We start from the raw sequence: 14,223 nt of genomic DNA on the forward strand, positions 1-14,223 counted from the left end.
GGTGATCGTCCCAATATCGCTGGATCAAGGTGGGGCCTGGCCGGCGGCGAGGCCGTGCTCAAACTCTGCGCCCTGCACAGCAACGGCGACCTCGACGACTACTTCGCCTACCACGCCGAGCAGGAACACCGGCGCGTCCACCAAGCCCGCTACCAGGACAACTTCAGACTCGAAGCTTGATCAACAAGTTCCTGTATCCAGAGCTACACCCACTGCGGAATGACCGCGATGAACGGGATGTGGTCACGGCCGATCAGGTAGTAGTCAGCGGCGCTTCCGTCGGTCTCCAGCCCGCACAGGCGCATCAGCTTCCGGGCGGCCTGGGGGTGCCGCAGCGCGTACGCGGCCATGAGTCGCCCCGACTCCTCCGGTGCGAGGGTGTGGGCGACCGCGCTCATCCGGCGCCGCCCGACCTGGACGGTGACCTGCGGCGTGTGCTGGATGTTGCGGTACCACTGCGACGCCGGGCCGAAGCCGGAGGCCAGGTGGTACGCGTCGGTGCCCGGGTCGCGCCCGGTCACCTCCAGCACTACCTGGCGAGGCTGCCCGCTGGCGCGTGCGGTGTGGGTGAGCAGCAGCATCCGGCCGCCGAACAGCCAGCCCAGATGCCAGCGGAAGAGCTGGATGGGGGCGCGAAGCAAGCGGCGGCGTAATCCGGTGGGTGCCGGTACGGTCCTGAGCCTGCGGGGCATGGCGGGAAGCCTCCCTTCGTTCGATCATCCGTTCGCCGCGACGCCCAGTTTGCGTAAGACGGATGCATTACGGCGATTCTGGGTGAAATTGATATTCGACTATGCAAATATTGCACAGGGTCAGGATAGTGCTACTCACTGCCAGGCCGACCGCCCATCCAATCCGGGGGAAGGGACTGGAGGATGAGATACCGCCCGAGCCGCAGGTCGCGGACCACCGCGCAGGCCGCCGTGGCGTTCATGGTGCTCGCAGGCCTCAACGCGCCGGCGGTGATCGGCTTCGCCGAGGCTAAGTATCACGCCTACGAGATCAACAGGCCTGGGTACAAAGCCGCCTACGGCCACTGGGACGTGGTCGACCTGCCGGCGGAGTACCAGCTCAACTCGATCCACGCCACGCTGCTGCCCACCGGTAAAGTGCTGCTGATCGCCGGGTCCGGCAACAACATCAAGCTCTTCAAGGGCGGCAGCTTCAAGAGCACCGTATGGGACCCGGTCAAGAACACCTTCAGGAAGATCGCCACCCCCAAGGACATGTTCTGCGCCGGCCACACCCAACTGCCCGACGGCAAGCTCCTGATCGCAGGCGGCACCGCCCGCTACGAGGTCCTCAATGGCGACGTCAAACGCGCGGGCGGCGCGATGCTGGTCAAGAACGAGGACCCCGACCACGCCCGCAGCTTCCCCAAGGGCACGGTGTTCGTCTCGCCCGGCGGCAAGAAGTACGTCGCCCAGTTCCCCGTCCGCGTACCGGCCGCGAAGAAGCGGGCGGACAAGAAAACCCGCAAGGTCACGGTCACCGCCAACCAGGCCCGCGTGTACGTCGAGGCACCCGAGGACGGCACGCAGGGGATCACCAACACCTCCGCCCAGTACGAGATCAAGGGCCTGAAGGGCAAGGACCGGGACAACTTCTACGGGCTGGCCAACAAGCTCGGCATGGACAAGAAGGACTTCCAGGGAATCCGCGAGGCCTACGAGTTCGACCCGTGGACCGAGAAGTACGTCAAGGTCGACCCGATGAGCGAGGCCCGCTGGTATCCGACACTGGTCAGCCTCGCCGACGGCAAAGTGCTCGCCGTCTCCGGCCTGGACGACATCGGGCAGGTCGTCCCCGGCAAGAACGAACTCTTCGACCCGGAGACCAAGAAGTGGTCCAAGGCGCCGACTCGCTACTTCCCGACCTACCCCTCCCTCTTCCTCCTCCAGGGCGGCGACCGGGTCTTCTACTCAGGCTCCAACGCCGGCTACGGACCCGCCGACGACGGTCGGGTCCCCGGCGTATGGGACCTGAAGACCAACAGGTTCACCCAGGTGCCCGGCCTGAGAGACCCGGACATCCTGGAGACGTCCTCATCGGTCCTGCTGCCGCCGGCCCAGAACCAGAAGGTCATGGTGCTCGGAGGAGGCGGCGTCGGTGAGTCGAAGAAATCCACCGCGCGCACCGCCATCGCCAACCTCAAGGACGCCAAGCCGCACTACGCGAGCGGCCCCGAACTGCCCGAGCCGACCCGCTACCTCAACAGCGTGATCATGCCGGACGACACCGTGTTCACCACCGGCGGCTCCAGGGACTACCGCGGCCGCAGCGCCAGCAACATCCTCAAGGCCCAGTTCTACAACCCCGCGACCAACACCTTCACCCCCGCCGCCGCCCCCACCGTGGGACGCAACTACCACACCGAGGCACTGCTCCTGCCCGACGGCCGGGTCGCCGTCTTCGGCTCCGACTCGCTCTTCGGCGACAAGGACAACACCACCCCGGGCGTCTTCGAACAGCGCGTCGAGGTCTACACCCCGCCCTACCTCTACGGCGCCACCCGCCCCGAAATCCACGGCGGGCCCAGCAAGGTTGCCCGGGGCGGCAGCGCCACCTTCACGACCGCATCCGCCTCGCGCATCCGCACCGCCCGGCTGATCCACCCCGGATCCGCCACCCACGTCACCGACGTGGACCAGCGGTCCGTCGCCCTGGACATCAAGCCCGGCAAGGACAGCATCACGGTCACCGTCCCCGAGAACTCCTCTCTCGTCCCGTCCGGCTGGTACCTGCTCTACGTCACCGACAAGCACCGCACCCCGTCCAAGGGCGTCTGGGTTCGAATCCGTTGACTGTGTCTCAGGACGACGGGTACGAAGTCGCCGGGGGCAGCGAGGCGGTGGCGGTCGGGGTGACGATGAGAGTCGGGTCGCCCGGGTTCGGGGACGGGGCGATGGTGTCGTTGGGGTTGATGGTGGGGCTGGCGGTCTCGTCGATGACGATCTGGTCGAAATTGACCAGGCCGGTCTTCTCCATGACCGTGATGTGGTCGAGCACGGTGTCGTTGGCCTGGTCGGCCAGTTGCCGGACGAGGGTGTTCTTGGTGGTGGTCCGTATCTTCGCGATGGCCGTGAAGATCTGACCATGGGTCAGGCGCAGGATGTTGGCGAACTTGGTGTCGAAGTCTGTTCCGCTGGTGGCCGAGAGCGTGGTCAGGAATCCCTGCTGCTGGGGCGTCGGCTGGTTGGGGAGGGTGATCCCGAGTTGCGGGGCGATCGCCCGAACCGTGGTGTCGAGGTCGGTGTGTCCCTTGATCAGGTGCGCGCCCGCCGTCTTGACCGCTTCTGTGGTTCCCTTCTGCTCGCCCATCTGTCCTGCGGGGAATTCCCACAGGCCTGCGAGCCGGACCTTGACCACGAACGACCGGTCATCTGCGGTCAGCGGGCCGAACTGGGTGGACACCGCCTGGGTGCTGGAGCTTGCCGACACGGTCTTCAGTCCCACCATCGCGGGATAGAGCAGCGCGGCTGCGGTCACAACGCTCGCCCCGATCACAAGCGCGGTTCCGGCGGCGTAGCGGCTGGTTTGCATCGTTGAACTCCTCTGGTGTGGAGGGGCGGCGGGGCCGTACTGAGGTCGTGTCCCACTGCGGGCGGGTCAGCGGCGGCCCGTGAATGACACAGGCGACGCAGGCGTGGGGTTGGGGCTGGCTGTCGCCCGTATGCTTCGTGGTTCCCATGTCCGCTGCCTTCGGTTGGGCGGGTCTGCCGGCTGTCAGTCATGGACTCGGGCCGCCTGATACGTCGGCGTCGCGGGCTCCTGAGCCACGGGAACCCTAGCCTTTGCACAGGGCAAAGTTTGCACTTTGGTGATCGGCCTGAATGTGCTGCGGCGAAGGTCTAAACTGCGCCGCCTTGTCGGCGGGTTGCGTGAGCGGACCTGCTTGCGAAGCCCCTTGGCCCAGGGCTGCCGACGATCGCTGAGTTCCTCACCGGACTGATCACAGCCCACCCACTGTCGGGATGAGCCCGCGAGATGGGGCTGCATGGTTTCCCACGCGCCGACTGCAGCCACCACCAGGCCCCGGCCCCAGCCACAACCCCGCTGCCTTCGAAGGCGCGCGGTCGCCTTCATGGGCGGCCTGCGACGTCACCGACCCCGGCAAGCGCGCAGGTCTCCGCCAGCTGGCCCGCGCCGTGGTCGTAGATCGCGGCTGCATGGGTGCGCAGGGTGGACAGGGACGCGGCGTCGCCTGGAAGCGGGACGCGACACCAACGTGATCACCGGTCGCTTGCGCTTCCGGGCGGCGACCGCCCGAGACGCTGGGCACGGGACGTCTTCGCAGACGAGGCGCGTACGGCTGGTCGGTATCAAGGCCCCATCAAGGACGCGCCCGGTGGACGAGGACGGCTGAGCGCCAGGACGGTGTTCGCCTCGCCGCAGCGGCCTCCCGCAATCCGCCCGACGCGGTCCTGGTCTGCGCCGCACACTCATCGGCGTACAGACCCACGGGCTGCAGCGGCTGTACGAGACCAACGCGGTCAGCGACACGACCCGGCGCCGCATCCAGCGGGCCCTGGACCTGGAGGACACCGGGCCCACCGGATGATCACGATGCGAGCGGGCGCGCCCCCGGCGCGATGGCCGCACGGCCCTCTCCGGGCCGGGGTTACGGGTTCAGCGGTGTTCGGGGTTGGGGAGGTCGGCGCGGCAGCCGGCGTCCCATGCGGAGCGCTGGTTGCCGTGGGCGGGGATGCCGCCGGCCTGCTTGATCAGGGCGGCCAGGTGCATGAGGTTCCAGGTCATGAAGGCGGTGTTGCGGTTGGTGAAGTCGTTGTCGGGGCCGCCTGATCCGGGGTCGAGGTAGGAGGGGCCGGGGCCGGCCTCGCCGATCCAGCCGGCGTCGGCCTGGGGCGGGATGGTGTAGCCGAGGTGCTGGAGGCTGTAGAGGACGTTCATGGCGCAGTGCTTGACCCCGTCCTCGTTGCCGGTGATCAGGCAACCACCGACGCGGCCGTAGTAGGCGTACTGGCCCCGGTCGTTGAGCAGGCTGGAGCAGGCGTAGAGCCGCTCGATGACCTGCTTCATCACCGAGCTGTTGTCGCCCAGCCAGATCGGCCCGCACAGGACGAGGATGTCGGCGGCCATCACCTTCTCGTACAGCTGCGGCCAAGCGTCGGACGACCAGCCGTGCTCGGTCATGTCCGGCCACACGCCGGTCGCGATGTCGTGGTCAACGGCGCGAACCAACTCGGTGGTGACGCCCTGGGTCTCCAGCGTGGCGCGGCTCTTGTCGATCAGGCCCTCCGTGTTGCTGGCCTCGGGGGAGCGCTTGAGCGTGCAGTTGATGTAGAGCGCGCTCAGGTCGTCGTAGCGGTAGCCGTTGTCGTTGTCGCGGTCGGGTGAGGCCATGGAGGGCTCCTGGAATCCGGTTCCGGTGATGCTCTGGTACCGGTCTACCCGCATATAGGGACAGATCGGTGTGATGGCGCGCGGGGCGGCGCCTTACGATCCGCTTACGTGGCCGGTCCGGGCCCATTCCCGGTGCGGTCGCGTTCATACGATCGCCGGGTGTCCACCTCACGTACGACCGCGTTGGTGATGGTTCCGCCGCTGCTGCTTGCCGCGGTCGGTCTGGTCCATCCCCAGTCACTCAATGGATCCACGGCCGCTCACTGGGCGGGTCTCCACATCCTGCTGCTGCCGGTCTTCCCTTTGCTGACGGTGGGTCTGCTGGTGCCGCTGTGGGGCCGGCCCCGTCGCGACCTCGCCGGCGCGGCGACGGTCGTCGCCTGGGTGGGGTGCTTCGTCTTCGCGGCCTACTACACCGGTCTCGATGCGGTGGCGGGCATATCCGCAGGTACGGCTGCCGAGCACGGGGCGACCGCGGCGGTGCACCCGCTGTTCGCGAGGGGCGATGCCCTGGGACATGCCGGGGTGTACGCCCTTGCCGTCGCCGCCCTCGCCACCTGCACCGTGCTGTTCCCGCGCCACGGCATGCGGGTGCTTCCGGGGGCTGTGATTCTGTTCGCGGCCTGCTGGTCGTTCGTCGACAGCCATATCTTCTGGCCCCGGGGTGTGTTCACCATGCTGGGCTTCGCGGTGGCGTTCGGGCTGCTGGCCTGGGCGGCGGATACGGATGCGGCTTCCGGCTGATTTCTTACGGACCGCTGACGGCCGGGCGCGGGAGGTCCCGTGGGCCCGGTCGGGTCCGTAACGTCGGCTTCATGCTGGTACTTGTCACTGGAGGAGCGGGCTTCATCGGCTCGCAGATCGTCACCGCTCTCACAGGCGCGGGACATGACGTACGCGTCCTGGACGCCCTGCTGCCCGCCGCACACCGCACGCCGCCGCCGGTTCCGGAGGGCGCCGACTGGCGGCAGGCCGACGTGCGGGACCAGGCGGCAGTGGAGGAGGCGCTGCGCGGCGTGGACGCGGTCTGTCATCAGGCCGCCATGGTCGGGCTCGGGAAGGACTTCGCCGACGCGCCCGACTACGTCGCCTGCAACGACCTCGGTACGGCGGTGCTGCTGGCCGGGATGGCGCGGGCGGGGGTGCGGCGGCTGGTGCTCGCCGGGTCGATGGTGGTGTACGGCGAGGGGCGCTACGAGTGCGCGCGGCACGGGGTCGTGCGGCCGGGGCCGCGCCGGGTGGCCGAGCTGGACGCCGGGCGGTTCGAGCCGCCGTGCCCGGCGTGCGGCGAGCCGCTGGCGCCGGGGCTGGTCGACGAGGAGGCGCCCGCCGATCCGCGCAACGTGTACGCGGCGACCAAGCTGGCCCAGGAGCATCTGGCGGCAGCCTGGGCGCGGGCGACGGGCGGGCGCGCGGTGGCGTTGCGCTACCACAATGTCTACGGTCCCGGGATGCCCAGGGACACCCCGTACGCGGGGGTGGCGTCGCTGTTCCGGTCGGCGCTGGCACGGGGGGAGGCGCCGCGGGTGTTCGAGGACGGCGGTCAGCGGCGGGACTTCGTGCACGTACGGGATGTCGCGGCGGCGAACGCGCTGGCGCTGTCCGGGGCGCAGGACATCCCCGAAGGCACTCTGCGGGCGTACAACGTGGGCAGCGGCGAGCCGCACACGGTCGGCGAGCTGGCCGCCGAACTGGCTCGCGCGTGCGGCGGGCCGGCGCCGGTGACGACGGGGGAATACCGGCTCGGAGACGTCCGACACATCACAGCCTCGTCGCTGCGGCTGCGCGACGAACTGGGATGGAAGCCGGAGGTCCGGTTCACCGACGGGGTGGCGGAGTTCGCGACCGCACCGCTGCGGGGCTGAGGCGTCTGTTTTTCGACCTCGTCGCCGCAGGTCATGCCCGGCATGGTGCTCGTGCAACTGAAGTCGCCGTGTCGCGAGGGCGTTGCGGTGGTGGCCATCTCGGGCTGCACTTCAGCCCATATTGGGAGCGATGCCGCATCGTGAGGGCCTCTACCGTGAGGAACTGGCCGCCACGCGTCGACCTGACTCGGGTGGAGATGGCAATGGAGGATTCCATGGTGCGGCGCATGGCGGACGAGAAGTTTCGTGTCGAACAAGAGCAGAACCGGTACGCACCGCACGTCCGCGCGATCAACGAGATGGTCGACGGCCTGCGAGACCAGGACGGCCGGGGCTGGATGCCGCATGTCGCGCCCTGGCACGGCGGCGTCGACGCGCGAGTGCTGTCCGTGCTGCGCGATCCGGGCCCCAAGACGCAAGACGGCGTCGGCTCGGGCTTCCTGTGCGTGGAGAACGACGACCCGACCGCTGAGCGCCAGTGCCATGCCTTTGCCGAGGCCGGCATCGACGCCCTGGACACCACACCGTGGAACGCCTACCCCTGGTACATCAACCGCAAGCCGAACGCCTCCGAGCAGCAGGCTGGTGTCGATCCCCTGGTGCGCCTTCTCGGACTGTTGCCGGATCTGCGAGTCGTACTGCTTCAGGGTGTCGATGCGCAGGACACCTGGCGCCGACTGGAGAGGAAGCACCCCGAGATTGCCGATCAAGAACGCTTCCAGGTTGTGAGCACCTACCACCCTGCCAACGGCGCGTTGAGGTCGCCCGACCCCGCCGAGCGCGCGGCACGAGAACAACACCGCAAGGATGCGTACCGCCGTGTGGCAGAAGAACTCCAGCGGTAACAGTTCCGAAGGCTCCCGGCTGGTCGACCCCAGAGAACGATCAAGCGGCGTTCGGCTTCATCTGCGGCACCGTCGAGGCCGGCTGGGACCGGGCCTCGGTCGGTCGGTGGGGCAGCACGACGAATCCAGAGCAGTCCTCGGGGCGGCTGACGGTCTTGATGGTGAGGCTTGCACCGACCGGAGGCGTGGGACTGTCACACGGCGACGGGGAGGCGGACTTCGAAGCGGCAGCCGCCCGGCACGTTGCGGACGGCGGCGTGGCCGTGGTGGGCCTCGACGATGCCGCGGACGATGGCCAGCCCGAGCCCGGCGCCTGCCGGGGGTGTGCGGGCGGCGGTGCCGCGCCAGCCGGTGTCGAAGACCCGGGGAAGTTCCTCGGGCGGGATGCCGCCGCAGCCGTCGGTGACGGACAGTACGACGGAGTCGGCCTCGCGGTGCGCGGCAACCGCGACGGTGCCGTCGGCGGGTGTGCGGTGGATGGCGTTGACCAGGAGGTTGGCCAGGACGCGGGTCATCTCCCGGCCGTCCACCTCCACTGGTACCGGTTCGACGCCCTGGCCGATCAGGCAGACGCCGTGCTGCCGGGCGAGTGCGTCGGCGCCGGCGATGGCGTCGCCCACGAGGTCGTACACCGACATGCGGGCGGGCGTGAGGGCGAGGACGCCGGCCTGGATGCGGGAGAGTTCGAAGAGGTCGCCGACCATGGAGGTCAGGCGTTCCACCTCGGCGCGGATCTGGGTGTAGTAGCGCGCCGGGTCGGCCGCGACGCCGTCCTCCAGCGCTTCGGTCATGGCCCGCAGTCCGGCCAGCGGGGTGCGCAGGTCGTGGGAGATCCAGGCGACCAGTTCGCGGCGGGATGTCTCCAGGGCCCGTTCGCGTTCCCGGGACTCGGTCAGTTTGGCGCTGGTGGCGGCGAGTTCGCGGCCCAGCTCGGCGAGTTCGGCGGTGGGCGCGTGGCGCGGGGCGGCAAAGGAGTCGCTGTCGCCGAACGCCCGGGTCGCGGCGGTCAGGGCGCGGCTGCCCGCGACCACCCGGCGGCCGAGCAGCAACGCCATGACCAGGGAGATGACCGCCGCTATGGCGCACACGGCCGTCACCACGCCCAGGTCGTGGCTGGACAGGAACATCGCGCGGGCGACCGAGAGCGTCCCGGCGAGCATCGCCCCGACGGTGACCGCCGCTACGACGGCGAGCGAGGCCGCGACGGAGCGTTTGCGCAGCAGCCACAGGGCTCCCGCGCCGAGCAGCCCGGCGGCCACGGCTCCGAGCGCGGCATACGCGAGGATCAGCAGCAGGTCACGCATGGTCGGTGCCCTCCGGCCCTTCAGCTTCAGCGGATTCCCCGGGCGGGTCGAAGCGGTAGCCGGCGCCCCAGACGGTGCTGATCAGCCGGGGCCGGGCCGGGTCCTCCTCGACCTTCTCGCGCAGCCGCCGCACATGGACGGTGACGGTCGACAGATCACCGAACTCCCAGCACCACACACGCTTCATCAGTTCCTCGCGGCCCATGACCCGGCCGGGATGCCGGAGGAAGAAGGCGAGCAGATCGAACTCGCGTGTGGTCAGGGCGAGCTCGGTGCCGTCGAGGGTGGCGCGGCGGGCCGCCCGGTCCACGGCGAGCGGGCCCGCGCGCAGCCAGGCCCCGGCGGCGGGCCCCGGTTCGGCGGAGCCGCCGGCCCGGCGCAGCACGGAGGTCACCCGCAGCACGAGTTCGCGCGGGCTGAACGGCTTGGTGACGTAGTCGTCGGCGCCCACCTCCAGCCCGAGGATGCGGTCCTCCTCGTCGGCGCGGGCGGTGAGCATGACCACGGGGACCGGGCCCTGGTCATGGCGGATGCGGCGGCACACCTCCAGGCCGTCCATGCCGGGCAGCATCAGGTCCAGTACGACCAGGTCGGGGCGTACGGCAGCGGCCCGGGCCACGGCGGAGGGGCCGTCGGCGGCCCGGTCCACGGTGAAACCGGCGCGGTCCAGGTAGGTGGCGACGACCTCCGAGACGGTCGGGTCGTCGTCCACCACCAGGACGCGGGCCCTGGGGACTGCGGGTCCGGTGGGTCCCGCGGGTGCTGCGATCGGTGCGCTCACGTTGTCGAGTCTCGCACCGGGGGATGCGCCGGGGCGGCACGCCGCTGGGGACGTCCGCGTTTCGTAAGGATCGGATTCCCGAAATGTCCCATTCGTGTTCGTAGGGTGTGAGGGGTGACAGAGACTTCTCCGCCTCCTGGCGACGCTCCCGTCAAACCTCCCGTCGATGTCGTGCTGCCGTGCCTTGACGAGGCCGCGGCCCTGCCCTGGGTGCTGGAACGCATCCCGCCCGGCTGGCGGGCGATCGTGGTCGACAACGGTTCCACCGACGGCTCGGCGGAGCTGGCCGCCTCGCTCGGTGCCTATGTCGTCCGCGAGCCGCGCCGGGGCTTCGGCGCGGCCTGCCACGCGGGGCTGCTAGCCGCGACGGCGGACGTGGTGTGCTTCTGCGACTGCGACGCCTCCCTCGACCCGGGCCTGCTGCCCTCCGTCGCCCGACCGGTGCTGGACGGCGACGCCGATCTCGTACTGGGACGGCGGCGGCCAACCGTACGCCGTGCCTGGCCGCCGCACGCGCGGCTGGCCAACCTGGAGCTGGCCCGTCTCATCCGCCGTCGCACCGGCCTGCGGCTGCACGACCTCGGCCCCATGCGCGCCGCCCGCCGTGAGGCGCTGCTCGGCCTGGACCTCACCGACCGGCGCTCCGGCTACCCGCTGCAGATGCTGGTCCGGGCCGCCGACGCGGGCTGGCGGGTCCGCGAGCTCGACGTCCCGTACACGCCTCGCGTCGGCCGCTCCAAGGTCACCGGCACCTGGCGCGGCACCTGGCACGCGGTGCGCGACATGCGGGCGGTACTCGCGGAACCGGCGGCGCGACCCCCGCAGCCGCACCGGCCCGCAGACGCGGCAGGGGCCGTCCGGTGAACGGCACCGTCACCCTGCTGGTCATCGCCAAGGAGCCGGTGCCCGGCCGGGTCAAGACCCGACTCACGCCCCCGTACGCCCCCTGGCAGGCCGCCGCCCTCGCCGAAGCCGCGCTGGCCGACACCCTCGACGCGGTGCTGCGTGCCCCGGCCCGCCGCCGGGTGCTGGTGCTCGACGGCGTGCGAGGGCCGTGGCTGCCGCCCGGCTTCGAGGTCGTACCGCAGGCGCCGGGCGGCCTCGACGAACGGCTCGCGGCGGCCTTCGCCCGCTACGACGACGGGCCCGCGCTGCTGGTCGGCATGGACACCCCGCAGCTCACCCCCGAACTCCTCGCCCCGGCCCTGGCACCCGGCGGCTGGGAGGACTGTGACGCCTGGTTCGGCCCGGCGGCCGACGGCGGCTTCTGGACGCTGGGCCTGCGGGAACCGGGACTGGCCCCCGGGCTCATCCGGGGCGTGCCGATGTCCACGGCCGGCACCGGGGAGATCCAACGGCGCCGTCTGACGGACGCGGGCCTGCGGGTACGCGACCTGCCGCCACTGCGGGACGTCGACACCGCCGCCGACGCCGCCGAGGTTGCGGCGGCCCTACCGCACTCGCGCTTCGCGGCGGCACTGGGCCGGTTCGCGGACAGCGCCGCGAGCCGGGTACTGACGGACGCCACTCGGTGAGCGGCACCGAACTCACCGAACTCGCCGAGCTGCCGGCCGATCCGGCCGGGCCGTGGATCGACGATCCGTACGGACATGCGCTGCGCACCGGACGCGGGCCGCTGTTCCTGCGGCGTTCCGACGGCTGGCTGCTGCCGCTGGAGGTCGAGCGCTGGTGCGCCGCGCCGGACACCGCTGATCTCACGCTGTTCAGCCACTGCCGGGGTCCGGTGCTGGACATCGGCTGCGGTCCCGGACGGCTGGTCGCCGCCCTCGCCGCGCACGGACTGACGGCGCTCGGCGTGGACGTCAGCCCGGCCGCCGTCGCCCGCACCCGCGGCGCGGGCGGCTCGGTACTGCGGCGTTCGGTCTTCGACCGCCTTCCGGCCGAGGGACGCTGGGGCACCGCCCTGCTCGTCGACGGCAACATCGGCATCGGCGGCGACCCGCACGCCCTGCTCACCCGGGTCCGCGAACTCGTCGCCCCCGGCGGCCGGGTACTCGCCGAGGCCGCCACGCACGACGTCGACGAACGCCTCACCGTCCGCGTCCAGGACGCCCACGGCCGCCACGGCCGCGACTTCCCCTGGGCCCGACTCGGCCCGACCGCCCTCCTGCGCACCGCCACCCTCACCGGCTGGACCCCGGCCGGGCAATGGACCACCGACGGCCGCACCTTCGTCGAGCTGTGGGGATGACGTCGGGCCCGTCCCCGTCCCCGTTCCCGGCCGGTCCACCCGCCGGCGGCAGCACGGCACCTCCTTGGGCTACTGCCGGTCGGTGCGGGGAGGGTCCTCGGGGGCGGGCGGCCCATGCGCTGCGTCCGGGCCGGGGGACGGGGTCCCAGGCGCGGATGGGCCGATTCGCGTGGGCGGGTTCGCCGGTGCACCGGCCGCCGGTCCGGTGCCGGGCTCGGGCTCGGGCTCGTCGGCACCATCAGCGGTCGGCCTGTGCCGCAGGAACCGTCGTACGACGTGCCAGGTCACCGCGAGTACGGCCACCGTGCCCAGGGCGATGACCAGGTTGCGTCCGTAGTCCAGCGGAAGTACCGAGGCGTTGGTCGGGCGCCCCGGGCGCAGCAGCGTGGGGAGGGCCACCGCCGTCAGGCAGGCCGCGATGATCAGGGCACCCCGGGTCGCGCGCCGCAGCCGGGGCGACAGCACTGCGCCGGCGGCGAGGATGGCCGGGACCAGCACGCCGTCATGCAGAAGCACCGCGCCGAGCAGCCACACCAGCACGTCCAGAGGCTTCTTCACCTGCGGGTCCGTCAGGAGGACGGCGCCCAGCGCCATCGCCGCGACGCCCGCCGTGCCGATCGTGATGCGCAGGGCCTTCATCACAGCACCTCCAGGCGTTCGACCCATTTGGTCTGCAGCACGCCCGGCCGATTCGGGGCGATGACGCGGGCCGGAAAGCCATGATCGAGGGCGAGGGTCTGGCCGTTCAGGGACAGCGCCAGCAGCGTCAGCGGATCGCGGGCGTAAGAGGTGCCCATCTCCATCACGGCGTATGCGCCGTGCCGCTGCAGCGACGTCACCCGTACATGTGCCCTCGGCGGGGCCCCGGCGCGGTCCAGGAGGTCGGTGATCCGTACGCCCGTCCAGTGGGCGCTCTTGCTCCAGCCCTCGACGCATGCGATGGGCAGCACCACGGAGTGCTGGCGCATGGCCCGCAGTTCGTCCAGCGTCAGCTCGTACGGCCGTGGGCCGTCCACCCGCAGCCGCCAGCCGGCCAACCGCTCGGGGGTGACCCCGGCGGCGGCCGCTGTGCGGTTGACGGGCAGTCCCTGGGGGCCGTGGTCGGGGTGGCGGGGCGCGAACAGGTCGAAGTCCTTGAGCGGGGTGACGGACTGCCCGATGGTCGTCAGCGTCACCGCGCCGACGGCCGCGCTCACCGCCGCCACGAACGCGCGCCGGTCCGGTCCGTCGGCGTCCAGCCGGGGGCGCTGCCAGTGGGCGGCGATCTGCGGGGCCTTGACGGCGATATGCAGGAGCAGCGCGCCCACCGTGACCCAGGCGAGCGCCCAGTGGGTGGGCCTGAAGTTCCAGGGCCACGGGTACCACTGCAGGGTGTTGAGCAGTCCGGTGAGCAGTTGCAGCAGCACACTGCCGACCAGCACCCCGATGGACAGCCGCTCCAGTGCGTGCACCACCGACCGGACCGGCGGCCACTCGAACAGCCGGGGGTAGACCGTCCACAGCTTGGCGAACAGCAACGGGATCGCCGCGATGCCGCTGGCCACGTGCAGACCCTGCGTGAGCCGGTAGCCCCAGGATGGGCGGCTCGGCAGCAGGTTCGCCGCCCAGCCCGGGGGCTGTTGCAGGTAGTGGCTGATCAGGCCGGTCACGAAGGCCGTCAGGATCGCCGCGCCGAGGAGCCGGCCGATCACCGTGGCGGTACGGGGGTCGTGCAGACGTCCCTTGAACACCGGAAGCGGCGGACGCGGCAGCTGCGAGAGCTGCGGCAGACGCGGAAGGCGCGGAGGGCGGCTGAAGTCCATGCCTCCATCACACCGCGCCGCACCCGCTGAGCAGGACTTTGAACACCTTA

The 14,223-nt window shown here is 70.9% G+C and carries 15 protein-coding genes; 8 read left to right on the forward strand and 7 right to left on the reverse strand.

Going from position 1 to position 14,223, the window contains the following annotated elements; translation table 11 throughout:
• The first annotated feature begins 54 nt into the window (after window positions 1-54).
• Window positions 55-180, forward strand: coding sequence for a hypothetical protein (locus OG607_RS11235; RefSeq protein ID WP_405722054.1), 126 nt, complete (start codon window positions 55-57; stop codon window positions 178-180).
• A 23-nt stretch (window positions 181-203) separates the two neighbouring features.
• Here OG607_RS11235 and OG607_RS11240 read toward each other — a convergent pair whose 3' ends face one another.
• The gene (locus OG607_RS11240; RefSeq protein ID WP_405722057.1) at window positions 204-692 is read right to left on the reverse strand and encodes a nitroreductase family deazaflavin-dependent oxidoreductase; all 489 of its coding nucleotides are present in this window, start codon (window positions 690-692) and stop codon (window positions 204-206) included.
• A gap of 183 nt (window positions 693-875) precedes the next feature.
• Between OG607_RS11240 and OG607_RS11245 the strand changes: the two genes are divergently transcribed.
• The gene (locus tag OG607_RS11245) at window positions 876-2,804 is read left to right on the forward strand and encodes a galactose oxidase-like domain-containing protein (protein WP_405722059.1); all 1,929 of its coding nucleotides are present in this window, start codon (window positions 876-878) and stop codon (window positions 2,802-2,804) included.
• Between the two features lie 7 nt (window positions 2,805-2,811).
• Here the strand turns inward: OG607_RS11245 and OG607_RS11250 are convergent, their stop codons facing one another.
• The gene (locus tag OG607_RS11250; RefSeq protein WP_405722062.1) at window positions 2,812-3,543 is read right to left on the reverse strand and encodes a DUF4142 domain-containing protein; all 732 of its coding nucleotides are present in this window, start codon (window positions 3,541-3,543) and stop codon (window positions 2,812-2,814) included.
• Window positions 3,544-4,629: 1,086 nt separating this feature from the next.
• Complete coding sequence (locus tag OG607_RS11255) at window positions 4,630-5,364, reverse strand: flavodoxin family protein (RefSeq protein ID WP_405722065.1); 735 nt, start codon at window positions 5,362-5,364, stop codon at window positions 4,630-4,632.
• A 159-nt stretch (window positions 5,365-5,523) separates the two neighbouring features.
• Here OG607_RS11255 and OG607_RS11260 point away from each other — a divergent pair, with 159 nt between their 5' ends.
• From OG607_RS11260 to OG607_RS11270, 3 genes are all read left to right on the forward strand, one after another.
• Complete coding sequence (locus OG607_RS11260; protein WP_405722067.1) at window positions 5,524-6,108, forward strand: hypothetical protein; 585 nt, start codon at window positions 5,524-5,526, stop codon at window positions 6,106-6,108.
• A 71-nt stretch (window positions 6,109-6,179) separates the two neighbouring features.
• Window positions 6,180-7,229 carry an NAD-dependent epimerase/dehydratase family protein gene (locus tag OG607_RS11265; protein WP_405722070.1) on the forward strand — a complete coding sequence of 350 codons (1,050 nt, stop codon included), beginning with the start codon at window positions 6,180-6,182 and terminating at the stop codon, window positions 7,227-7,229.
• 203 nt (window positions 7,230-7,432) lie between these two features.
• A complete protein-coding gene (locus OG607_RS11270) occupies window positions 7,433-8,074 on the forward strand; it encodes a uracil-DNA glycosylase (protein ID WP_405722073.1) in 642 nt (213 codons plus the stop codon).
• Between the two features lie 194 nt (window positions 8,075-8,268).
• Here the strand turns inward: OG607_RS11270 and OG607_RS11275 are convergent, their stop codons facing one another.
• Together OG607_RS11275 and OG607_RS11280 are read right to left on the reverse strand one after the other, a co-directional pair.
• A complete protein-coding gene (locus tag OG607_RS11275) occupies window positions 8,269-9,378 on the reverse strand; it encodes a sensor histidine kinase (protein WP_405722076.1) in 1,110 nt (369 codons plus the stop codon).
• Complete coding sequence (locus OG607_RS11280; RefSeq protein WP_405722079.1) at window positions 9,371-10,159, reverse strand: response regulator transcription factor; 789 nt, start codon at window positions 10,157-10,159, stop codon at window positions 9,371-9,373. Before OG607_RS11280 ends, OG607_RS11275 begins: the two co-directional genes overlap by 8 nt.
• 114 nt (window positions 10,160-10,273) lie before the next feature.
• On the opposite strand from OG607_RS11280, the gene OG607_RS11285 reads away from it, so the two are divergent.
• From OG607_RS11285 to OG607_RS11295, 3 genes are read left to right on the forward strand one after another with little or no spacing between them, the layout of a single operon-like run.
• On the forward strand, window positions 10,274-11,023 hold the full coding sequence (locus tag OG607_RS11285) for a glycosyltransferase family 2 protein (RefSeq protein WP_405722082.1): 750 nt from the start codon (window positions 10,274-10,276) through the stop codon (window positions 11,021-11,023).
• On the forward strand, window positions 11,020-11,694 hold the full coding sequence (locus OG607_RS11290) for a DUF2064 domain-containing protein (RefSeq protein WP_405722085.1): 675 nt from the start codon (window positions 11,020-11,022) through the stop codon (window positions 11,692-11,694). Before OG607_RS11285 ends, OG607_RS11290 begins: the two co-directional genes overlap by 4 nt.
• On the forward strand, window positions 11,691-12,371 hold the full coding sequence (locus tag OG607_RS11295) for a methyltransferase domain-containing protein (RefSeq protein WP_405722087.1): 681 nt from the start codon (window positions 11,691-11,693) through the stop codon (window positions 12,369-12,371). The genes OG607_RS11290 and OG607_RS11295 overlap by 4 nt, the downstream gene beginning before the upstream one ends.
• A gap of 69 nt (window positions 12,372-12,440) precedes the next feature.
• Here the strand turns inward: OG607_RS11295 and OG607_RS11300 are convergent, their stop codons facing one another.
• The gene (locus OG607_RS11300; protein ID WP_405722090.1) at window positions 12,441-13,010 is read right to left on the reverse strand and encodes a hypothetical protein; all 570 of its coding nucleotides are present in this window, start codon (window positions 13,008-13,010) and stop codon (window positions 12,441-12,443) included.
• Window positions 13,010-14,101 (reverse strand): molybdopterin-dependent oxidoreductase, encoded by a 1,092-nt coding sequence (locus OG607_RS11305; RefSeq protein ID WP_405736686.1) that lies wholly within the window; start codon window positions 14,099-14,101, stop codon window positions 13,010-13,012. Before OG607_RS11305 ends, OG607_RS11300 begins: the two co-directional genes overlap by 1 nt.
• Window positions 14,102-14,223 lie beyond the last annotated feature (122 nt).

Source organism: Streptomyces sp. NBC_01537, assembly GCF_045040445.1.
Taxonomy (GTDB): domain Bacteria; phylum Actinomycetota; class Actinomycetes; order Streptomycetales; family Streptomycetaceae; genus Actinacidiphila.